Below are 21557 nucleotides of genomic sequence, written 5' to 3'. Positions count from 1 at the left end.
TGTTACGCCAGGAGAGCCTGATGCACATCTTAGCGCGCCTGCGTGGCGCAATCAGAAAACCACTGGGCTTGCTGCTCGCCATCCCGTTGCTGCTGATTGGCCTGTTATGGCTCGCCGACCGCATCTGGCCGTTACCGATGCCGGCGGATGACCTCGCCCGTGTGGTGTTGGCCGAAGACGGCACGCCGCTGTGGCGCTTTGCCGATGCCGATGGTGTGTGGCGCTACCCGGTCAGTGCCGAGCAGGTTTCGCCCTATTACCTGGAGGCGTTGCTGACCTACGAGGACCGTTGGTTCTACCATCACCCCGGGGTCAACCCGCTGGCGCTGACGCGCGCGGCCTGGCAGAACCTGCGCGGTGGCCGGGTGTTGTCCGGTGGCAGCACCTTGTCGATGCAGGTGGCGCGTCTGCTCGATCCGCATTCGCGTACGCTGCCCGGCAAGTTGCGCCAGTTATGGCGTACCGCGCAACTGGAGTGGCACCTGTCGAAAGCGCAGATCCTCGAGATTTACCTCAACCGCGCGCCGTTCGGTGGCACCTTGCAGGGCGTCGCCGCGGCCAGTTGGGCGTATCTTGGCAAGTCGCCGATGCACCTGACACCTTCGGAAGCAGCGTTGCTTGCGGTGTTGCCCCAGGCTCCCAGCCGCCTGCGTCCGGATCGTCACCCTGAACGCGCCCAGGCGGCGCGCGACAAGGTCCTGCAGCGCCTGGCCGAATATCAGGTATGGCCGCAGCAGCGGGTTGCCGAGGCCGCCGAGGAACCGCTGTTGCTGGCACCGCGTCAGGAGCCGGCGCTGGCGCCGCTGTTGGCGCGTCGCCTGAATCGCCCGCACAGCCCGCCGTTGATTCGCACCACCCTCGATGCCTCCTTGCAACGGCGCCTGGAAGACCTGCTGCTGGGTTGGCGCGCCCGGCTGCCAGAACGTACCTCGGCGGCGATCCTGGTGGTCGAGGCGCAGAACATGGCGGTGCGCGCTTACCTGGGTTCGGTTGATCTCAACGACGAGCGCCGCTTTGGCCATGTCGACATGATCAGCGCCCTGCGTTCACCTGGTTCGACCCTCAAACCGTTCCTCTACGGCATGGCCATGGACGACGGTCTGATCCATTCCGAATCCTTGCTTCAGGATGTCCCGCGACGTTACGGCGACTATCGGCCGGGCAACTTTTCCATGGGTTTCAGCGGGCCGGTGGCGGCCAGTTCCGCCCTGGCCCTGTCATTGAACCTGCCTGCGGTGCAACTGCTTGAGGCCTACGGGCCGAAACGCTTTGCCGCGCAGATGCGCAGTGGTGGTGTGCCGTTGATCCTGCCGCCGCTGGCCGAGCCGAACCTGTCGCTGATTCTTGGCGGTGCCGGTAGCCGCCTGGAGGATCTGGTCGGCGGTTATGCGGCGTTTTCCCGCGATGGCCTGAGCGCGCCGATCCGCTTGCAACCGGATGATCCATTGCTTGAGCGGCGTCTGCTCTCGCCGGGCAGTGCCTGGATCATCCGCCGTATTCTCAGCGGCCAGGCACGCCCGGATCGCGACCCTCATGCCGAACTGGTGCAGCGGCCGCAACTGGCCTGGAAGACCGGCACCAGCTATGGCTTTCGTGATGCCTGGTCGATCGGCGTGGGGCCGCGCTACCTGATTGGCATCTGGATCGGCCGCCCCGATGGCACGCCGGTGCCGGGGCAGTTCGGCCTGGCCTCGGCGGCGCCGTTGATGCTGCAGGTGCATGACGTGCTGAGTAACCGCGACAGCCAGCGCGGCATCACCACATCGGTGGCGGCGGTGCCAGCCAACGTGGGGGTGGCGGCGATCTGCTGGCCGCTGGGGCAACCCATGGCCCGCCAGGACCCCAACTGCCGCCGCCAGCGCTTCGCCTGGACCCTGGATGGCACCACGCCGCCGACCCTGCTGGCCCAGGACCAACCCTTGAGCGTCGGCTTGCGCGAGACCGTCTGGGTCAACGCCCAGGGCTTGCGCGTCGATGCCACGTGCGCCGGCGCGCAGGCGCGGGAAATCGCCCTGTGGCCGTCGCCACTGGAACCCTGGCTGCCGCGGGTTGAACGCCGCGAGGCGCGCTTGCCCAAGGTCGATCCGCAGTGCCCACCGCAGGTACCGCCCAGTGCGCCGCCGTTGTCCATCGTCGGTGTGCGTCAGGGCGATCAGTTGCGCCGTCCGGCCACCAGCAGCGAGCCGTTGCGATTCAAGGTCTCGGCCCTTGGCGGTAACGGTCGGCACTGGTGGTTCCTCAACGGCGCGCCGCTGGGCGAAACCAACGGTCAGGAAAACCTCACGGCGAGCTTCGATCAGGCCGGGCGCTTCGAGTTGAGCGCCCTGGATGAAAGCGGTGAAACCGCCCGGGTCGAGTTCCAGGTCAACGAGTGACAGCGCGGATTAGACGATGCCGGGGCCAGCACCTACGCTTGGATTGACGAGGCCGCCGCCCTGGCGGCCTTGTACTGTTCGGGATCATGGAGTGTCCGATGCGTGCGTTGGCTGTCGCGATTGTTGGGTTGTCCTGGACGAGCGTGGCCAGTAGCGAACCCCTGCCGCGCTTTCTCGACAGCCACGAAATCGAACGAAACCTGCCCGCCCCAAACTTGCCGGCCGATGCCTATCGGCCGAGTAACCCGGGGGTTCTGCTGCCCATCCCGGTCACCCAGGCCCAGCCGTTGCTGCGCGGCAGTCGGATCATCTTGCGCAAGGTGCGTTTCGAAGGCGGCAGCATCTATCCGTTGAGTGACCTGCGCGATAACTATCAGGGCCTGATCAACCGTGAAGTCAGCCTGGGCGAACTGATCGACGCCACCCAGCGGCTGACCCAGCGCTACCAGCAGGACGGCTACCTGCTGTCCCATGCTTATCTGCCCGCGCAGGACTTCGCCGATGGTCGGGTGCGGGTGGTCCTGGTCGAAGGTTACATCGACAATTTCGAGCTGCACGGCGACGTTGGCCCGGCGGCGGCCTATGTGGAAAAACTGGTGGGCAGGCTCAAAGCCGAGCGGCCGCTGACCCGCGCGACCTTCGAGCGCTATGTCGCCCTGATGAGTCGCCTGCCGGGCTTCAGCGTACAGGCGCGGTTGTCGCCGGCAGATGCCGGCAGTGGCACCAGCCAGCTGATCGTCGAGGCCACGCGTCGGCCTTTGAGCGGCACCCTGACCGTCACCGATGGCACCCGTGATGATCCCCAGGCGTTACTCGCCGTGAGCAGCAACGCGCAGACGGCGCTCGCTGAACAGTTCAGTTTCACGACCCTGGCGCCGCGTGGGGAGGATCACGAAAGCTATTTCCGCCTGGATTATTCCCAATACCTGGACGATCAGGGCAGCCAGCTGCACCTGTCGGCGTCGCGTTACGAAAGCGACCCCAGTGCCCAGGTGCTGCTCGGCGATGGCACCCAACTCAAGGCCCATCGCGAGAATGACCGTTTCTCGGCCGGCCTGAGCCAGGTGCTACTGGCCGCGCCCGGTGAATCGCTCAACGTTGCTGCGCGCTTTTACATGGTCAATGACGATGTCGTGTATCGCGCGGTCGGTGCGCCCCTGCGGCTCAGCAATCGCACCGATGTGCGCGCCCTGGGGTTTGAAGGTGAGTGGCGCAAGGCCGATGCCGGCCAGCTGCGGATTGTCAGTGGCGGTGCCTATCAGGGCCTCGATTACTTGGGGGCGAAAACCAACAGCGACTTTGACCTGGATTTCCTCCGCTTGCGCCTGTCCGGGTTGCAGAGCGACCGCTTGTTCGGCAACTGGCAGGGGGTGGCGTCGGCGGCCTTGTACTGGAGTGGTGACAGCCTGCCCGACAGCGAGCGGGTGGTGTTCGGCGGGCAGAGCTTCGCCCGTGGTTACCCCGCCGACCAGGCCTTGGGCGACAAAGGCTGGGGCCTGGCGTATGAGGTTAACTACAGCTTCAACGGGGATGGTCGCTGGGTGAGGCTGCTGCAACCTTACGGCGTGCTGGATACCGCGCGCACCTGGTTCAATGAAGTGGACCTGCGCGATGCGCACCTGTCATCAGTGGCAGTGGGGCTGCGCATCGGTGATGGGCGTTTCTACAACATGGCGCTGGAACTGGCCAAGCCGCTGTCGGACGTCGCCCTCGACAGCTTTGACCGGGAACCGCGGGTGAGTTTGAGTTTCAGTTTTCAGCTGTAGGCCGTTCCTACTTTGTGGGAGCGGGCTTGACCCGCGATGCTTCTACTGCACCAGTTGCATCCGCGGCTTGGGGAACAGGTTGTCCAGGGTTTCCAGCAGGCGGGTGTGGTAGATCGGCTTGCGGAACAGGTCCAGCACCTGCAGGCGCAACAGGTCGCTGACGTCGTCCATGTCGGCATGCCCGGAGGTGACGATCACCGGCAGGTGCTGGCGCGCGGTGTGTTCGCGCAAGCGCTTGATCAGTGATATGCCGCTTTCCTCGGGCATGCGCAGGTCGGTGATGACCAGGGCCACGTCCGGGTGGCGGGTGAGCTGTTGCAGGGCGAGTTTGACCGAGGTAGCCGTGTGACAGCAAAACCCCTCACCCTCCAGCAATTCGGCAAGCTCCAGCAAGGCGTCCTCTTCGTCATCCACCAGGAGCAACTGTTGACGGGGGGAAGAGGTAGGCATAAGGCAGTCCTGTGATGGAGGCGTTGTTCAGTACGTTAGCGTGAACCCATGAATCCATTCGTCAATTGCTACCACTGCTGCTCGAAGCTGGTGGGGCTTTTAGCGCATTTTCAACCTTGGTCATGACTCCAGTGACATTGGTGGAAATAGGCGTAATGAACGCCGTCAACGCTACCGCGACCATTGCCGCGATAATCGCGTACTCAATGCCGGAGGCGCCATCCTTGCGGTAGAAGAATTCTTTGCAGCTTTTGAGGACACGGGAAAGAGGCATGGCATTTCTCCTTGCGCCGCAGGCGCAGGTGGCAGGGGTATTGGATGATTCCCCTTTGCCATCACAGCATCGTCAACGGGTCATACTTCGGCAAATGTAAGAAGGGATTAATACTAAAGTTATAACCAGATGTCGGCGCCAATAAGCTGTTGTTTTATGGTGCTGCCGGTTTTGCGACGGAAAAAAATCTGACGGGTAATGGCATTTTGTCCTAGCTACGCTACCGTCAAATAGCGAAATAGTTGTTTCCGACTGCAGTGCTGTGGGCCATTTCACATAAAGGGCCGAAAGAACGCTGAGGGGAAGGAGGACCGGCATGAGCAGTCGCATTACCATCATCCTCGCAGGCTTTTTTCTGCTCGGTGCGTTGCTGGCCGGTTACTGGGGCCTGGCCCTTAGCCGCTCACCCAGTGAACCGCTTGCCGCCCCTGTACCGACGCCCGTTGAGCAAGTGGCACAAGACGCCGCTGACGAACTGCGCAAGCCGGTGGTGGTGTTGCGTCGCGATGTTGCCGCGTATGTGCCGCTGACGGCAGACGACCTAGTGGTAGAACGCTTGCAGGTGGCGCCGCCCGGCAGTTTCCAGACCCCTGAGCAAGTGCTCGGGCGCAGCAGTTGGCGCGCGTTGAGTGCTGGAACCTGGCTGGAGCAGGGCAGCTTTGACGCCGGTGGCCCGCTGGCACGGATGATCCACCCCCATGAGCGCGCGCTGGCGGTAGCTGTGGATGAGGTGGTGGGTGTCGCCGGGCAGTTGAGTCCGGGCGACTATGTCGATGTCTTGCTGTTTCTGCGCGAAGAGACCCGCAACCCGCAAGCGTCGGCTCAGGTGATACTGCCTGCACTGCGTCTGCTCAGTGTCGGCGAACAGTTGGGCCTGACCAATGACGGCAAGCCCGCGCAGCCGCCAGTGAATGAAAAGAGCCAGCCGCAGCAACCGTCACAGGCTACGCGCACGGTAGTGCTTGCCGTTCCCGAGGCACTGGCCAGCCGCTTGTTGCTTGCCGCCCAGGCCGGCAGTTTGCGCCTGGCCGTACGCAGCGCCGAAGAGAAGCGCCTGGCCCGCTACTGGGCGGACCCCAAAGCCGGCGGCAAGGAAGTCGATAGCGCCAATCGCAAACTCTATCGCTTCAGTCAGCTTGCCCAGGCACCAGCCGCCCAGCCGGTGGCCAGCGTCGCGCCGTCGCGCGGCATAGAAATCATCCGCGGAAATCAAGCCAGACAGCCCACTCCCTGACCAAGCAAGGATGCCCTTCAATGAGCAGTCGTTCCGAGCGGGTAATCAAGCAGATGCTCTGTGCCTTGCCGTGCACTGCGCCGCAGGTGCCAATGGCGCACGACCCGATCCGGGGCCGGCTGGTGTTCCTCGAAAACAGCGATTTCGAACGTCGCAGCGGGTTATCCCTATGAGTGAAAACCTGAGCCAGACCTTCCTTGCCATTACCCGCAACGATGGCGACTTGCAGTGGTTGCAAGGTGCGCTGGCGCCCTTGGGGCAGGTGGTGGGCGCCGGCAGCGGCAGCCTTGACGAGTTGCTGGCGCTGGTCGATGTCACCTTTGCCAGTTTGGTGTTCGTGGGGCTGGATCGTGAGCAGGTGGTCAATCAGTGCGCACTGATCGAGGGGGTGCTGGAAGCCAAACCGATGTTGGCAATCGTCGCCCTGGGCGATGGCATGGACAACCAGTTGGTGCTCAATGCCATGCGTGCCGGGGCGCGGGACTTTGTCGCCTATGGCTCGCGCTCCAGTGAGGTCGCAGGGTTGGTGCGGCGCTTGAGCAAACGCCTGCCGCCAGTAACCAGCAACCCCAGCCTTGGGGGGCTGACGGTACTCTATGGCGCCCAGTGCACCGCAGATGGCGCCTTGCTGACCACCCATATGGCGCGGGTGGTGCAAACCAGCGGCCAGCAAACGTTGCTGCTGGACCTTGGCGTGCCTCGTGGTGACAGCCTGGCATTGCTCGGCCTGGAAGCCTCGTTTCATTTCGGCGATGCCCTGCGCCACCTGCGCCGGCTCGACAATACCCTGATCGACAGCGCCTTCACGCGTGAAAGCTCGGGCCTGCGCCTGCTGGCCTACGCCGAGACCGACGAACCGCTGGAGCGCACCAGCGCGGCGGAGCTGTACATGCTGCTCAGCGCCTTGCGCCAGCATTTCCAGCACATCGTCGTGAACCTGACCGGGCAGGCTGACAGCGAAGCCCTGCGCACCTTCGTCAGCCATTGCGACAAGCTGATCTGGTACACCGACCAGAACGTCCTCGATTGCCGGCGCAACCTGGAGGTACTGACCCAATGGCGCGAGAAGGGCATGAAGCTCGAACACGCCAGCCTGCTGGTCGACCGCTACCTGCGCGGCGTCGCACCGGACTCCGAAGCCCTGGGCAAGCGCTATGGCTTGCCGGTTCTGCGGGTCTTGCCCTACAGCCCAGAGGTGCGCCTGAATGCCAAGAACCAGGGCCTGACCTTGTTCGAACTGGCGCCGCGCGAGCAGCTCACCCAACATTTGAAAGCGCTCGGTGAACGGCTGGCGCGCCGCTCCGAGGGCAACCCTGTGGTCAGCGCCAACTGGCTCAATCGGTTATGGGGGCATAAATGAGCGGTGACGAACTGTTCGGCGGCCCGCGGCACAATCTGGGGGCCGACCCGCAAGGGCTCAAGCGTGCCTTGCATCGTTACATCATCGACGCCATCGAGGACAGCGGGCGCAACCTGCTCGAAGGCTCGCGCCCGGCCCTGGCGCAATTCGTGGTGGAGCAGGTCGGCGACTATATCGCCCGATTGCACCTGGCCCTGTCGCGCTACGAGATGGAACGCCTGGCCGAGGAAATCGTCGACGAACTGACCGGCTTCGGTCCGCTTGAAGTGCTGTTGCGCGATGCCAGCGTCACCGAAATCCTGGTCAACGGCCCGCACCGGGTGTTCATCGAGCGGGCCGGCCTGTTGCAGCAGACGGATCTGCGCTTTATCGATGCCCACCATGTCGAGCGGGTCATGCAACGGATTCTCGCGCCCTTGGGCAGGCGCCTGGATGAATCGTCACCCATGGTCGATGCGCGCATGCCCGACGGCAGCCGGGTCAATGCGATCATTCCGCCGGTGGCGCTGGACGGCCCGTGCCTGTCGATCCGCAAGTTTCGCAAGGACATGCTCAAGAGCGCCGACCTGCTGGCCACCCGGACCATCGACCAGGGCATTCTCGACTTCATCCAGTTGGCGGTGGCACGGCGCTGCAACATCCTGGTCAGTGGCGGCACCGGCACCGGCAAGACCACCATGCTGAATATCCTCAGCCAGTTGATTACGCCCCGCGAGCGCCTGGTGACCATCGAAGACGTGGCCGAGCTGCAGCTCGATCACCCTCACGTGGTGCGTCTGGAAACCCGTCCGCCGAATGCCGAGGGGCATGGCGAGATCAAGGCCAGCGAGCTGATCCGCAACGCCTTGAGGATGCGCCCCGACCGCATTCTGCTCGGCGAGATCCGTGGCGTCGAAGTGCTCGATGTGCTCACCGCGATGAACACCGGTCACGACGGCTCAATGAGTACCGTACATGCCAACACCGCCCAGGACGCCTTGCTGCGTCTGGAAACCCTGGTCGGCCTGACCGGCCGCCAAGTGGCCGAGAAAACCCTGCGGCAAATGATCTGCGCCGCACTGGATGTGGTCATTCAATTGACCCGTCTGGCCGATGGCCGCCGCTGTGTCAGCGAGGTGTTGGAGGTAGTCGGGGTGCGCGATGATGTGTACGTCACCAATACCCTGTTCCGTCTCGATCGGCACAACGGCGAGGGTTTCTTGCGGGAGGCGCCGAACCCTGCCGGCGACAAGCTGCGCCGCGACTATTCGGAACTGCAGCCGTGATTGCCGCAGTACTTGGCTTGATCTGCCTGGCCTTGCTGGGGGTATCGGTGCGCTTGTTCTACAGCGGCATGCGCAAGTCGGGTGAGGAGCGGATCCTGCAGCGTCTTGGCCAGGTTCAGGAGTCCTCGGCGCTTTCGCCCAGTCGCCGCGACTGGCTGGACCGCCTGTTGCAGCGTGCCGGTATCGAGCGGCGCAATGACCGGCTGCTGATATGGCTGGCGATCGGCCTGCTGACAGCGCTGCTGTGTGGCCGGATCCTGGGGTGGGCTGCAGGCGTCGGGCTGGTGCTGCTTGCGCCGTTGCTGATCTGGTTGTACCTGGGCTGGCGCTATCGTCGACGGGTGCAGCGGATGATCGAACAGTTGCCGGTGTTGCTCGATCACAGTGTGCGCAGCCTCAAGGCCGGACGAACCTTGAACGATGCCGTGCTGGGGGCCATCGATGCGTCGCGTGATCCTTTGCATGGCGCTCTGCAGCGGGTGCGGCGCAATGTGCAGATGGGCGTCAGCCTGGACGATGCCATGAGCGACCTGGCCGAACTGTATGAACAGGATGAGCTGCGCCTGTTCGCGTTGGGCCTGCGTATCAATCATCGCTACGGCGGCAACGCCAGCGAGCTGCTGGAGAACCTGATCAAGCTGATTCGCGAGCGCGAGCAGGGTAGCCGTCAACTGCGCGCCATGACCGGTGAAACCCGCATGACTGCGACTGTCCTGGGCCTGTTGCCGGTGGGTATGGCCGGCTATTTCCTGATCAGCAACCCCAACTATTTGCTGGCTATGTGGCAGGACGGCAACGGTCAGTTCCTGCTGCTCGGCGCGTTTATCCTGCAAGTGGTGGGCTGCCTGGTGTTGTGGCGCATGTTACGGAGTATCTGAAATGGCTTGGTTGCTCTGTGCCCTGATGTTCTTCGCCGCATTTGTCTTGCTGGCAGGCCAGTTGCTGCACCAGCGTCGTCGCCAGCGCCTGGTTGCTCGGCGTCTGCAGGGCCAGCTTGGCAGTGAGAACCGCTTGGGCAACTGGCTGCAACAGATCGGTAGCAGCCGGCTGGGCCAGCGTTCGCTGAATCTGGATAGTGAGACCCGTCTGCTGCTTGACCGCATGGGCTGGCGGCGGAGTCGGCAACGGGCGCTGTTTGCCGCTTGCCAGGTTGGCGTGCCGTTCCTCGCCCTGGGGTTGGGCGTAGCGCTGCAGGAGAGCCTGTACCGCGATAGCCAGTTACCGTGGCTGGTAGTGCCGTTTTGCGCCATGGGCGTGGGCTATCTGCTGCCCAAACGCCTGCTGGCGCGGGCCGCTGTGCGTCGCCAGCAACAGGTCGCCGGCGAAGTCTCGACCTTCATACCCTTGCTGAGGATTCTCTTCGAGTCGGGCCTGGCGGTGGAGCAAACCTTGCGTGTCCTGAGTCAGGAGTCGCGACAACTGTTGCCAGTGTTGAGCGAGGAGTTGCGGGCGATTCTGCTGCGGGTCGACTCCGGTTTGGCCTTGGCTGCGGAGCTTGAGAAAACCGCGCAGTTGCTCAGCGTCGACGAGTTCAGCGACACCTGCGTGATTCTCCAGCAATTGCTGACCCAGGGCGGTGGCGCAATGAAGTCGCTGTTGGCGCTCAAGCAACTGCTCGATGACCGTCGGCTGACACGCATGCAGGAACGGATTTCGAAGATGTCCGGGAAGATGTCGATGGTGATGATGGTGTTTCTGTTTCCGGCCTTGCTGATCGTGTTGGCCGGTCCCGGCCTTAGCGCCTTGGGCAGGGCATTGGGTTCATGAGCGGGAGCAAGGCACGAAGGCAGCGACGACAACCTCCTGGCGCAGGTCAACCTGGTGAGCCGCCTGCGTCTGACACCGGCGCTGCACTCAGTGCGCCGTGACACGTTGATGAAGGGGCGAGGTGCTGGGAGACAGCGCCAGCGCGAGTTGGGTGCGGTTGTGCATGTGGGTCAGGCGCAGCACCTGGGACACGTAGAGCTTGACGGTATTTTCGGTGATGCCCAGCTCGCAGGCGATCTGGTAGTTGGTCTTGCCCTTGCTGACCAGCCGCGCCACATCCAGCTGGCGCGGTGACAGCTTGTTGAACAGGGTTGGCAGGTTGTCGGGTTCCACTTCGGGGTCGACGTCGGTGGCGCGGCGGTGGGCGCCGAGCCCGCGGGCCTTGTCCAGGTCCTGGTAGAGGTCGTCGATCGAGTCGGCCAAAAACTGCAGCTTCTGGTTCAGGTCACCCAGGTGCTGGTAGCTTCTGCGTCGTTCCAGCACGGCAGCCTCCTGGCGTTGCACGCCTTCGAGCAGCTCGCTGAGGTCGACCGGTTTCTGGTAGTAATCGGCAAAGCCTTCGCGCAGCGCCTTGATCACGTCCTGCTTGTTGGCGCGGCCGGTGAGCATGATCGCTTCGAACAGCCGCTGCGGCCCGGCAATGGCCTTGAGCGCACGCATCAGTTCCAGGCCATCGTAGTCGGGCATATGCAGATCACACACCACCAGCGCGATCTCCTGATCGGCACTGAACTGTTCGATGGCCTGGGTACTGGAGTGGCAGGGCACGCAATGGTATCCACTGCTCTGGAGAAATTCGCACAACTCTTCGACGATCAGTGGCAGGTCGTCCACCACCAGCACCTTTAATTCACTGACTGATTTGTTCACATGCAACTCCCTGCTGTTCGCCTCTATGTTCCCTCAACCAGGCTGAGCCTGGATCCATCCGGCACACACTAGAAAGTAGTCGCACTTTTGGGCTATGTACAAGGTGGGCGCATCCATTTGCACGCAGCATTCGACTAATGGATCCATACCGCAGCCAGTAAAAAACCGACCAGCAGGAACGGCGCGAAAGGCTGTTTTTTTGACGACTCTTCGCTCAGTTGCTTCAGGCGGTTCTTAACCTTCTGACTTAAAAGGGACCACAGCCAGCGACGGCCAAGCAGCCAGGCAACGACGGCTACACCGGCACCGATAAACGTGCCCAGCAGGTGCATGCGATCGGTGGCCAGGCCCAGGGCACCGAGCAATTTCACGTCGCCGGCGCCCAGGCGGCCGAGCATGTAGCCGGGGAGGGTCAGGAGCATGACGATGGCCAGCGCCCAGCCACCTTCACTGGCATCGGCGCCGATCCAGGTGTGTCCGGTAACGAACAGGTAGATCAGCGCACACGCCGCGGCGCCGAGGGTCAGGGTATTGGCGATCTGACGTTCGCGCAGATCTTGTTCAGAGCACAAGGCAAGCCACAGCAGCAGAACAATGCTTTGCATTGGCGAAAGGCCATCCCTTTGTGGTGAATGATTCTATGCTGTCTTTCAGGTGTCACTGTCAGGGTAGACGCGATCATGCAAGCAAGCCTGTGCAAGCGGCAAAAAGGTGCGGCAGCCCTCGAGTTCGTCGCGGTATTCGTGATCTTTTTCGCGGCCTTCTATGGGGTGGTCAGCTACGGCTTGCCAATGTTGATGTTGCAATCGTTCAACCAGGCCAGCAGCGAAGCGGTGCGCCGTTGCGTGGCGCTGGACCCCGCCAGCGCGACCCACAGCGCTGACGTCAACACGCTGGCCAAGCGCGTGCTCGGTGAGCAACTGGCGTGGATGCCGGCGTCGTTGAATTTCCAGGTGAACAGCGATGCCAGTGTCACGCTCACCTCCGGCAAGCTGCTGACAGTGAAGATCGATTACGCCAAAGCCAAGCTGACCTCGGTGTTGCCGGTGCTGGACCTGCCGGGGATCGGTGAAGTACCGCGCTTGCCCGCCAGCCTCAAGGCCGAAGCGAGCCTGCAGCTGTGAGTGGCGGGCATAGCCTGTTCGAGCGCTGGCGCGGGCGCGCCGCGCCAGCCGAGGAGCCAGTGCCGCAACCGGCCGATGTGCCTGCCGTGGGCCTGCAACTCTGGTTGGATGGTTCCGCCCGCGTGCTACGCCTGGCAGGCCCGCTGCGCTCGGTGCTGGCGTTGCCGACCCAGGCCGGCGTGCGTCTGCACGACTACGTGCAGCCCTACAGCCTGCTGGTGCTCGAAGGCGAGCCGCCAGACTGGCAGGGCCAACCACTGGAACTGGATTTCAAGGCGGCTGGCGGGCGTACCTTGCACACCCGCGGCTGGTTGCTGGCGCAAAGCGGTGGCTGGTTGCTGCAACTGTTCGACATTGGCGACCTGTTGCAGCACCGCCAGCAAGCCCTGGCTGCCGAGCGCCAGCAGCACCTGACCGCGCACCTGGCCTGCGCCTTGCGCACCTGCACTATCGAGCGCCTGCAGGTGGTGGCCGAAGAGCAGCTCAACTGGCTGGTACGGCACTGGCGGGCCAGGGGCGCGCGGGTGCTGGTGCAAACGGATCAGGGCTGGCAAACCTACGCTTGCAGTGGCGACGCGTTGCACTGGCCGCGTGATGAACAGCTTGCGCCTGTGCTGGATCGTCAACTGCCCGCCAGTATGATCAGCAGCGCCACTGAGCCTGGCCTGCAGGACTTGCTGCCGGGGCTGTCGACCTATCTGCTGGCCTATGCGCAAGGGCAGGTCAATCAGGCTTGGCTGATCTGTGTCGAGCCGCAAGAGGTCCTGCAAGCGCTGGATGCATTACTGGTTGCCGCTGCTTTTGTCGAGCCGCTACTCGGTCGTCTGGCTGCGCATCAACTGGATCAGCAAAGCGAGCGCCTGGACAGCCTGCAGCTGCAACTGGGGGCTGGCTGGTGGCAGTGGCGTCTGGATGAGCCGCAGTTGCACCTGGACCCGGCGCTGGCCGAGAGCCTGGGCATTCCGCCAGCGCTGACGGTCAATCAATGGCTGAGCCGCGTGCACCCGGCAGACCGGGAAGCGACTCAGCTGGCCTTTGGCGACCTGCAACGCCAGGGCTGCGCCGTGCAACTGAACCTGCGCCTGCTCGACCACAACGCCCAGGCGCAGCCGCGCTGGTACCGGGTGTGCGGCCAGGTGCACGGCAGCGGCGGTAACCGGCGGGTGCAGGGCTTCATGCTCGACATCAGCGATATCAAGACGCAGCAGCTGCAGGCCAGCGCTGCCCAGGCGCGCCTGGAAAACCTGATCGCCAGTTCACCGGCGGTCATCTACGTCCAGCGTTACCACGAGGGGGCGTTGCTGTCGGAATTCTTCAGTGCCAGCCTGGAGCCGCTGCTCGGTTGGCAGCCCCGGGCGGACGAGCCTCTGCAACCTGGCCAGTGGTTGCATCCCGACGATCAGCCACTGTGGCTGGAGCGTACCCGCATTCTGTTACGCGAAGGCTCTAGTCGCAGTCGCTATCGCCTGCGTGACCATCAAGGGGGCTATCACTGGGTACTCGATGAAGCGCGTCTGCTGCGTGATGACCTGGGCCTGCCGGTCGAGGTGGTGGGCATCTGGCTGGATGTCAGCGAGGCGACCGCCGCTGCGGAAAAAGTGCGTCAGAGCGAGGAACGCTATCGGGTGCTGGTCGAGGACTCCCCGGCGATGATCTGTCGCTACCGGCCCGACCTGAGCCTGGTGTTCGGCAACCAGCCGCTGGCCGATTACCTGGAGTGTTCACCCGCGCAGCTGGCTGGCTTGAACCTTGGCCAATGGCTGTCCGAGGCGCAGCGCCAGGCCTTTGTCGAGCGCCTGGCCGGGCTGACGCCAGAGCAACCGGTCAGCAACGCAGAGATTTGCCTGCAATTACCGGGGCGCGAGCATGCCTGGTGGGTGTGGTCCGATCGCGGGTTGTTCGACGAGCATGGCCAGTTACAGGAAATCCAGGCGGTGGGCCGCGACAACACACAAGTCAGGCGCACCCAGCAGCAACTGCTGCAAAGCGCGAAAATGGCCACCCTCGGTGAAATGGCCACCGGGCTTGCCCACGAGATCAACCAACCGCTCAACGTGATGCGCATGGCCGTGGTCAATGCGCTCAAGCGCCTGGAAAACGGCGAGGTCCAGGTCGACTACCTGCAAGACAAGCTCAAACGCATCGATGCCCAGGTGCTGCGCGCCTCGAAGGTGGTCGACCATATGCGCGTGTTCGGTCGGCGCTCGGAAGTCGAACAGCAACTGTTCGCGCCCTGGCAGGCCGTTGAGGGGGCGTTGTCGTTGCTAGCTGACGGCTTGCGCGGCAAGGGTGTGGAACTGCGCGTGCAGCCTCCTGAGCACGACGCGCAGGTCACTGGCCATCAGGATCAGTTGGAGCAGGTGCTGATCAACCTGCTGGTCAACGCCCGCGATGCCCTGCTGGCCCGGCGGGAGCAGCAACGCGACGTGCAGCCGTGGATTGCCCTGGGTCTTGAGTGCGATGCGCGGCAGGTGCGGCTACTGGTCGAGGATAACGGCGGCGGCATCGAACCGCGTTTGCTCGAACGCATCTTCGAGCCGTTCTTCACCACCAAGCCGGTGGGCGTCGGTACCGGGCTGGGGCTGTCGGTGAGCTACGGCATCGTTGACACCATGGGCGGCTGCCTGAGCGTCGAGAATGGTGAGCTGGGTGCGCGGTTCTGCATCGAGCTGCCACGGGCTCAGATCATCAGTTGAGCGCGACCGCTGTGGCAGCTGAGGTTGGCACCAATCTCCACCTGGTTCAGGTCGATACCCAGGAGCATCAGCAGGTTGTTGATGATCGGGTCGAGCAGCGAACCGAGCAAAGTGCCAATCAAGCCTGAAACGGTGTTGAGCAACAGGCTGACCAGCGGGATCTGCGGGGTCAGCTCCAGGCCCTGCAGGGTACTGCGCACACTGGCAACGATATTCTTCGAGCTGAGCAGGTGGTTGGCCGAGTCTTGTTCGAGCTCAGGTGGCTTGAGGTAGGTGAAAGATTCGCCCTGGCTGAACAGCGGTGAGTTTGCGCCCAGGCCGATGTCGATTCCCAGCACCTTCAGCAGCACCAGCGGGCTGGCGTCGACCGGCTTGACCGATGAGAAGAAGTTGCTGCTGTTGATTGTGCCGATCAGCACTTTCACCGCTGCTGCCTCGTTGCGCACGGTCAGGCTCTTGCTGGCGGCCGAGGCGCAGTTATAGCCGGTGACATGGCTGCTGGCGCTGCCGACCGCCAAGCCCACGTCGAGGCTGGGGTTGGGCAATACCTGGATGATCCCCAGGTTGATGCCTCCGAGCAGCGGTCCCAGGTCGACCTTGATCAGGATGCGCGTCTGGGCGGTGCGAACATAGATCTGCTCGGGATCTTTTGGGTCTGCCGTGGCCTTGGCCGGATTGCCCAGGGCGGAAAACTGCGGCGGCTCGATGATTTTTACCCGGGTCGAGATATTGGCCAGGCCCAGCAGGTTGACCGGCAGGCTGACCTCGGCACCATGGGCGCTGTTGGCCAGTTGCACCATGCCCTGGACCAATTGCAGGGCTTGCAGTTTTGCGTCCAGCCCGGCACTCGAGCCGCCATTCTGGATATCGAGCAAATCGCCCAGGACAATGCCCCCTGCATTCCCGGCCTGCACACCGAGCTGGGTCAGGCCGCTGACATCCACCAGCGGATTGTTCTGCGCCGCCACCGTGGCCATGACCTTCAGGGCTTCACCGACATTGAGGGTCTTGCCCAGCAGTTCGGTGTAGTTGCCTGCGCTGACCTGGGTCTTGATCGCCAGGGCATCGAGGTAGTTGAGCAGATTGACGTCGGCCTGCAACAAGCCCTGCCACTGGGCCAGGCTCAAATTGACCTGGCTGCCCAGCAATGTGCTCATCAGTGTATTGAGCAGCGCCGAACGTGACGAGTCGATGTTCAGCAAGGTACTGCGAATGTTCAGGCGGGCCAGCGGCGGACCGGGCTGGGCCGCGGTTGCCTGGGCGCTGAGGCGGGTGCTGGGGTCAAAGGTGGCGGAGGCCACCAGCGAGCGGATACCGGCGGCAATACTGGTCTCCAGGGTAATGCCGGCCGTCACCCGGACCGCATCGGCCTTGGTGGAATCGGCAGTGAACACGCGCAAGCTGCCGGCACCGGTCTGCAGGCTGCCACATTCCACCTGCAGGCTGTGATTGGCGCCTGGGGCATGGTCATTGCGGGTCGCTGCCCGCACTGCCAGCGTCTGTGCGCTGGGACCTGTCGGCAGGCAAGTGCCCTTGCCATTGACGGCCTCAAGTGCCGCCATGTCGGCTACCCGCTGCAATTTGCGCTGCTCCAGGAACAGCCTGCCGGTGTCAACCACCATCAGCACGAACACCAGGGCCATGCCCAGGGTCAGGGCAGCCAACAGCCCGATAGCGCCACGTTGCCGTGCTGGAAAGCGAGAAGACACGAGCACTCCTTTGCCGGCCCATGGCCGCGCGGGGCAGCAGTGCGAGAAGTGTAGTCAACATAATGGCCAGTCGCCTGCATGGCGACTGGCGGGTGAGGCTCAACGTGGCGGGTAGTTGCCCATCAGTTTGGCGACGGTGTTCTGGATCGCCGTGTTGCGTTCTTCCGGGCTTGGCGGGTAATTGTTCATGATCTGTTCGGCACTGCCGCGCCACACCAGCTTGCCATCGCGGGCATCGAACAGGTCGACCTGGATGGTTGCCACCTTGTAGTCGACGCTGCGGGTTTCGTTGTACATCGGCCCACCCCAGTAGCCGCCCCAGTAGCCACCCCAACCGCCGCCGTAGTTGGTGGTGATTTGTTGCTGACGGTTTTCGACGATCAGGTAGGCCTGGACCTTGAGGTCACCGCGGCTGTTGCCCGGGGCCGGGCGCAGGCCGCGCTGGTCGAGTTGGCCGGCCACCGCCTGGCGGATGCGTTGTTCGGTGAGGTCGCTCTTGATCCGCGGATCGTCCGGGCGGTACTGCAGCCCCGGCTCCTGCCAGACCCAGCTGCGGTAGGCGGCAAAGTCACGGCTGGCATCGAAGTCCTGGGTAACGTTGCCGCTCTGGCAGGCGCCGAGCAACAGCACTAACGAGAGTAAAGCGAGACGGCGCAACATGATGGTTCTCCGATTGCCTTTAACTGGGAGGATAGCTGGCCAGAGCCTTTTGCACCGACTCACGCAAGGCATCGGCGCGCTTGCCCTGGGAATCCTGGCTGGCGGTTTCGGCGCTGGCGCTCCATACCGGCTGGCCGTCGCGGGCGTCATACAGGTCAACGCGCACCACCATTACTTCGACCTCGTAGGTACGCACCAGCGGGACACTGCCGTAGACCCCGTAGCCGTTGTGGTAGCGGCCGTAACTGCCGTAGCCAGCGTAACCGCCATAAGGGTAGGCGTCATAGGGGTAGTAGTCTTCGCGAACCTGGCGCAGGCGCCGTTCCAGGCGCAGGTCGGCACTGACCCGCAAATCCCCGCCTTGTCCGTTGCGTGCCGGGCGCAGGCCGCGCTGGTCGAGGGCATTGCTCACGGCATCGGCCAGCTGGGCGGGTTCTGCATAGGTGCTGCCAGCCGGCAACTGGCCGTCGCGCCAGGCCCAGCTGCGGTAGCGGGCATAGTCGCGCGGCGCGGCGGGGTAGGCACTGGCATCGAAGGTGTTGGCCGCGTGTGCCGGCGCCGGCGGCAATGGCCGGGAACTGGCGACGTAGGGGTTGCTGCCCTGGCAGGCGGCGAGGGCCAGGCACAGCAGGCCCAGGGTCAAACGGTACGGCATGTCACCCTCCCGGCGGGCGCGGTTCAGCGCGGTCGACAGATCCAGTGCAGGTAGCGGCCCAGCCCGGCGAAAGCCGGATGACGACGATGCGCCAACTCCATCTCCAGCAGGTCGAGCAGTTCGGCCTTGGCCTGGAAGTCGCGGGGCATGTAGTCGTGGAAAACCCGTACACCACTTTCACTTTCGACCTTCCACAAGTCTTCAAGTTGCGCCTTGAGCGTGCGTGGATCAAGTGGTTTTTGCGGGGTCAGGCTCTGCTTTTCACCGGCCAGTTCATTGCTGCGCAGTTTGCGGAAATGGCCCTTGAGCAGGTTGCGGTACACCAGCGCGTCGCGGTTGTAGAACGCCAGCGACAGCCAGCCATCGGCACGGGTCAGTTGATGCAGCACCGGCAGGATGGCCTCGGGTTCGGCCAACCATTCCAGCACCGCATGGCACAGTACCAGGTCATAGGGTTCAGTCAGCTGGCCGAGCAGGTCCTGCCAGGGGGCCTGAATGAAAGTGGCCTGTTGGCCGGCTTCGGCAAAGCGTTCGCGGGCACCGTCGAGCATCGGTGCGGCGGGTTCGGCCAGGGTAACCTGATGTCCGCGTTGCGCCAGCCACAGAGACATATGGCCCAGGCCCGCGCCGATATCCAGCACCCGCAGCGGGCGCTCGGGCAGGGCTTCGGCCAGGTCGGCCTGAAGCACCGCGAGGCGGATCGCACCCTTGGCACCCCCGTAGATTTTCTCGGCGAAACGGGTGGCCAGTTCATCGAAATGACGGTCGTTCATTTGGCAAAACGCCTTTCGCTGTCGGCCAGTTTGCTTTTGACTACCTGCTCCATGTCCAGGCCCAGCTCGCTGCACAGCAGCAACAGGTAAAGGACGATATCGCCGACTTCCTGCCCGGCGTGCTCAAGTTGCTCGGGCGGCAGCTGGCGCGACTGGTCTTCAGTCAGCCACTGGAAGATTTCCACCAGTTCGGCCATCTCGACGCTGGCGGCCATGGCCAGGTTCTTTGGGCTGTGAAAGCCGCGCCAGTCGTTGTTGTCGCGGATGCGGTGCAGGCGTTGGGTCAGTTCTTGCAGGTTCATCGGGGCTCTCCTCAAGCGGCATAGCTTCAGGCGGGCGCCGTCGCAACGCAAGGGGGGCTGTCAGCTCAATGGCCGCCAGGCCCCGCGCATGTGCACCAGCTCGCCATGGCCGTCGAGTTGCAACTGGCCCTCGGCCGCCGTCGGGCTGGCATTGAGGATCACCTCGCTGGGCAGGCGCACCGGTTTAAGGAAGTCCACCTCGATCTCATATCCACTGACCGGCAGATGCCCGCGCAAGGCTGCCAGGGCCATGGCCTTGCTCCACATGCCATGGGCAATGGCGGTGGGGAAACCGAACAGCCTGGCGCTGGCGGCGCTCAGGTGGATCGGGTTGTAGTCGCCGCAAACCTTGGCGTAGCGCCGGCCGATATCGCTGTCGGCATACCATCGGGTCAGTTCGCTCAAGGGCAGGGCTTCAGGCGCTTCGACCGCGGCCGGTTCGCCGGCCGGTTTCAAACCCCGGCAGAGCATGCGGCTGGTCTCGGACCAGAGCAGGCCAAGGCTGTCTTCGGCTTCGGTGATCAGCTCGAAGGTGCCGCCTTTCTCGTGGGGCTGCAGGTTGTCCACATGCACGCTGAAACGCAGGCGACTGATGCCGCCCAGGGGCCGCACGACGCGAATGCTGTTGTGCAGGTGCACCAGCCCCAGCAACGGGAAGGGAAAGTCCTTGGCCGTCAGCAACTGCATTTGCAGGGCGAAGGCCATGACATGCGGGAAGGTGGGCGGCAGGCGCCCGTCGTCGCTGAAGTGACAAAGTTTGCGGTAGGCCTGCAACTGCTGCGGATCGACGTTCAGGTGGCAACGCAAGCCAGTGGCGGGCAGGCTGTCGCCGCTGATCTTGCGTTTGCGCGCGGCGCGCAGGTACAGCCCGGAAAGCGCCGCAGTGTTGCCCAGCTCAATCCATTTTCGGGTCATGTTCAGGCCCCCATCACGGCTTGGCCGCAGACCCGCAGCACCTGGCCATTGACCGCGCCGCTGCCCGGCTGCACCAGCCAGGCCACCGCTTCGGCGACATCCTGGGGCAAGCCGCCCTGGCCCAGCGAACTCATGCGCCGCCCGGCCTCGCGCAGGGCGAAAGGGATGGCCGCGGTCATGCGCGTTTCGATAAACCCGGGGGCCACGGCGTTGATGCTGGCGCCGCGTTCGGCCAGCTTCGGCGCCCAGGCCTGGGCCAGGCCGATCAGCCCGGCCTTGCTGGCGGCGTAGTTGGCCTGGCCACGGTTGCCGGCGATGCCGCTGATCGAGGCCAGCAGCACGATGCGCGCGTTGTCGTGCAGGGCGCCGCTGTCGAACAGTGCCTGGGTCAGTAATTGCGGGGCCTTGAGGTTGACCGCCAGCACCGAGTCCCAGAACTCCGGGGTCATGTTGGCCAGGGTCTTGTCGCGGGTGATGCCGGCGTTGTGCACGACGATGTCGATGCCGTCGGGCAGACCTTCGAGCAACTGCGCCGGGGCGTCCGCCGCGCAGATGTCCAGGGCCAGGCTGCGCCCGCCCAAACGCGCGGCCAGGGCCTCGAGGTCGGCCTTGGCCGGTGGCACATCGAGCAGGATCACCTCGGCGCCATCGCGGGCCAGGGTTTCGGCAATCGCCGCACCGATGCCCCGGGCCGCGCCAGTGACCAGTGCCTTGCGCCCCGCCAGCGGCCGGCTCCAGTCCTGCACCGCTGTGCCGCAGGCCTCCAGGCGCAGTACCTGGCCGGAGATGAACGCGCTTTTCGGTGAAAGAAAGAAACGCAGGGCGCCTTCAAGCTGGTCCTCGGCCGCTTCGTTCACATACAGCAGTTGCAGGGTGCCGCCGGCGCGCAGCTCCTTGGCCAGGGAGCGGCTGAAGCCTTCGAGGGCACGCTGGGCAACGCGCGCCAGCGGGTCGTCGAGCTGTTCCGGGGCGCGGCCGAGGATGACGATATGAGCGCTGGGCGCCAGGCTGCGCAGCAGCGGCTGAAAGAACTCGCGCAGTTGCTTGAGCTGGTCGATATCGTCCAGTTCACTGGCATCGAACACCACCGCCTTGAGCTTGGGCCCGAGCCCGGCCACCCACTCGTTGGCCTCAAGTTCAGGGCTGGCAAAGCTGTATAGCTCGTCGGTCAGGCGCTTGGCGAAGGCTTCGATGGTCTTCGCCAGAGGCCCGCCACCCAGCAGCAGCGCGCCTTCGATCGGCCGCAGACGGCCGGCTTCCCAGCGCTCCAGGCGGGCCGGGCTGGGCAGGCCGACGGCACCTACCAGGCGGCGTCCAAGGTCGGAGTTGGCGAAGTCGATATAGCGGTCGCTCATGTGCGGT

The 21557-nt window shown here is 64.1% G+C and carries 21 protein-coding genes; 10 read left to right on the top strand and 11 right to left on the bottom strand.

The window, feature by feature from the left end:
• The first annotated feature begins 20 nt into the window (after positions 1-20).
• On the top strand, positions 21-2375 hold the full coding sequence (gene pbpC, locus CCOS864_RS25045) for a peptidoglycan glycosyltransferase PbpC (protein WP_166675735.1): 2355 nt from the start codon (positions 21-23) through the stop codon (positions 2373-2375).
• 98 nt (positions 2376-2473) lie between these two features.
• Positions 2474-4141, top strand: a complete 1668-nt coding sequence (locus CCOS864_RS25040) for a ShlB/FhaC/HecB family hemolysin secretion/activation protein (RefSeq protein WP_115088957.1) — start codon at positions 2474-2476, stop codon at positions 4139-4141.
• A 42-nt stretch (positions 4142-4183) separates the two neighbouring features.
• Here the strand turns inward: CCOS864_RS25040 and CCOS864_RS25035 are convergent, their stop codons facing one another.
• Positions 4184-4591: a response regulator gene (locus tag CCOS864_RS25035; protein WP_115088956.1), complete on the bottom strand. Its 408-nt coding sequence runs from the start codon at positions 4589-4591 to the stop codon at positions 4184-4186.
• A gap of 61 nt (positions 4592-4652) precedes the next feature.
• Positions 4653-4865, bottom strand: a complete 213-nt coding sequence (locus CCOS864_RS25030; RefSeq protein WP_115088955.1) for a Flp family type IVb pilin — start codon at positions 4863-4865, stop codon at positions 4653-4655.
• A 316-nt stretch (positions 4866-5181) separates the two neighbouring features.
• On the opposite strand from CCOS864_RS25030, the gene cpaB reads away from it, so the two are divergent.
• Genes cpaB through CCOS864_RS25005 form a run of 6 tightly spaced genes read left to right on the top strand, consistent with a single transcriptional unit; the run spans position 5182 to position 10491 of the window.
• On the top strand, positions 5182-6099 hold the full coding sequence (cpaB, locus tag CCOS864_RS25025; RefSeq protein WP_115088954.1) for a Flp pilus assembly protein CpaB: 918 nt from the start codon (positions 5182-5184) through the stop codon (positions 6097-6099).
• A gap of 20 nt (positions 6100-6119) precedes the next feature.
• Positions 6120-6272 carry a hypothetical protein gene (locus tag CCOS864_RS28300; RefSeq protein ID WP_166675734.1) on the top strand — a complete coding sequence of 51 codons (153 nt, stop codon included), beginning with the start codon at positions 6120-6122 and terminating at the stop codon, positions 6270-6272.
• On the top strand, positions 6269-7459 hold the full coding sequence (locus CCOS864_RS25020; protein ID WP_115088953.1) for a CpaE/TadZ family protein: 1191 nt from the start codon (positions 6269-6271) through the stop codon (positions 7457-7459). Before CCOS864_RS28300 ends, CCOS864_RS25020 begins: the two co-directional genes overlap by 4 nt.
• Entirely contained in the window at positions 7456-8724 is a 1269-nt protein-coding gene (locus CCOS864_RS25015) for a TadA family conjugal transfer-associated ATPase (RefSeq protein WP_010221716.1), read from the top strand. The genes CCOS864_RS25020 and CCOS864_RS25015 overlap by 4 nt, the downstream gene beginning before the upstream one ends.
• Positions 8721-9602, top strand: coding sequence for a type II secretion system F family protein (locus tag CCOS864_RS25010; RefSeq protein WP_115088952.1), 882 nt, complete (start codon positions 8721-8723; stop codon positions 9600-9602). Before CCOS864_RS25015 ends, CCOS864_RS25010 begins: the two co-directional genes overlap by 4 nt.
• 1 nt (position 9603) lies before the next feature.
• Complete coding sequence (locus CCOS864_RS25005; RefSeq protein ID WP_115088951.1) at positions 9604-10491, top strand: type II secretion system F family protein; 888 nt, start codon at positions 9604-9606, stop codon at positions 10489-10491.
• Positions 10492-10578: 87 nt separating this feature from the next.
• Here the strand turns inward: CCOS864_RS25005 and CCOS864_RS25000 are convergent, their stop codons facing one another.
• Together CCOS864_RS25000 and CCOS864_RS24995 are read right to left on the bottom strand one after the other, a co-directional pair.
• Positions 10579-11361, bottom strand: a complete 783-nt coding sequence (locus CCOS864_RS25000) for a response regulator transcription factor (protein WP_115088950.1) — start codon at positions 11359-11361, stop codon at positions 10579-10581.
• 134 nt (positions 11362-11495) lie between these two features.
• Positions 11496-11966, bottom strand: a complete 471-nt coding sequence (locus CCOS864_RS24995) for an A24 family peptidase (protein WP_115088949.1) — start codon at positions 11964-11966, stop codon at positions 11496-11498.
• Between the two features lie 75 nt (positions 11967-12041).
• Between CCOS864_RS24995 and CCOS864_RS24990 the strand changes: the two genes are divergently transcribed.
• Both CCOS864_RS24990 and CCOS864_RS24985 read left to right on the top strand, forming a co-directional pair.
• A complete protein-coding gene (locus CCOS864_RS24990) occupies positions 12042-12485 on the top strand; it encodes a TadE/TadG family type IV pilus assembly protein (RefSeq protein WP_115088948.1) in 444 nt (147 codons plus the stop codon).
• The gene (locus tag CCOS864_RS24985) at positions 12482-15181 is read left to right on the top strand and encodes a PAS domain-containing sensor histidine kinase (protein WP_115088947.1); all 2700 of its coding nucleotides are present in this window, start codon (positions 12482-12484) and stop codon (positions 15179-15181) included. The genes CCOS864_RS24990 and CCOS864_RS24985 overlap by 4 nt, the downstream gene beginning before the upstream one ends.
• Here the strand turns inward: CCOS864_RS24985 and CCOS864_RS24980 are convergent.
• The 7 genes from CCOS864_RS24980 to CCOS864_RS24950 all read right to left on the bottom strand — a co-directional run bounded on the left by CCOS864_RS24980 (position 15166) and on the right by CCOS864_RS24950 (position 21550).
• On the bottom strand, positions 15166-16890 hold the full coding sequence (locus tag CCOS864_RS24980; RefSeq protein ID WP_244211951.1) for a pilus assembly protein TadG-related protein: 1725 nt from the start codon (positions 16888-16890) through the stop codon (positions 15166-15168). The two genes, CCOS864_RS24985 and CCOS864_RS24980, sit on opposite strands and share 16 nt — an antisense overlap.
• 99 nt (positions 16891-16989) lie before the next feature.
• On the bottom strand, positions 16990-17550 hold the full coding sequence (locus tag CCOS864_RS24975; protein WP_115088946.1) for a DUF4136 domain-containing protein: 561 nt from the start codon (positions 17548-17550) through the stop codon (positions 16990-16992).
• Between the two features lie 19 nt (positions 17551-17569).
• Complete coding sequence (locus CCOS864_RS24970; protein ID WP_115088945.1) at positions 17570-18205, bottom strand: DUF4136 domain-containing protein; 636 nt, start codon at positions 18203-18205, stop codon at positions 17570-17572.
• Between the two features lie 23 nt (positions 18206-18228).
• Positions 18229-18978: a methyltransferase domain-containing protein gene (locus CCOS864_RS24965; protein WP_115088944.1), complete on the bottom strand. Its 750-nt coding sequence runs from the start codon at positions 18976-18978 to the stop codon at positions 18229-18231.
• Positions 18975-19280: a MazG-like family protein gene (locus CCOS864_RS24960; protein ID WP_115088943.1), complete on the bottom strand. Its 306-nt coding sequence runs from the start codon at positions 19278-19280 to the stop codon at positions 18975-18977. Before CCOS864_RS24960 ends, CCOS864_RS24965 begins: the two co-directional genes overlap by 4 nt.
• A gap of 60 nt (positions 19281-19340) precedes the next feature.
• A complete protein-coding gene (locus CCOS864_RS24955; RefSeq protein WP_115088942.1) occupies positions 19341-20195 on the bottom strand; it encodes a MaoC family dehydratase in 855 nt (284 codons plus the stop codon).
• A gap of 2 nt (positions 20196-20197) precedes the next feature.
• Positions 20198-21550 carry a 3-oxoacyl-ACP reductase gene (locus CCOS864_RS24950; RefSeq protein WP_115088941.1) on the bottom strand — a complete coding sequence of 451 codons (1353 nt, stop codon included), beginning with the start codon at positions 21548-21550 and terminating at the stop codon, positions 20198-20200.
• Positions 21551-21557: the final 7 nt, after the last annotated feature.

The organism is Pseudomonas wadenswilerensis (genome assembly GCF_900497695.1).
Lineage (GTDB): Bacteria > Pseudomonadota > Gammaproteobacteria > Pseudomonadales > Pseudomonadaceae > Aquipseudomonas > Aquipseudomonas wadenswilerensis.
This window is presented reverse-complemented; position numbering and strand designations above follow the sequence as displayed.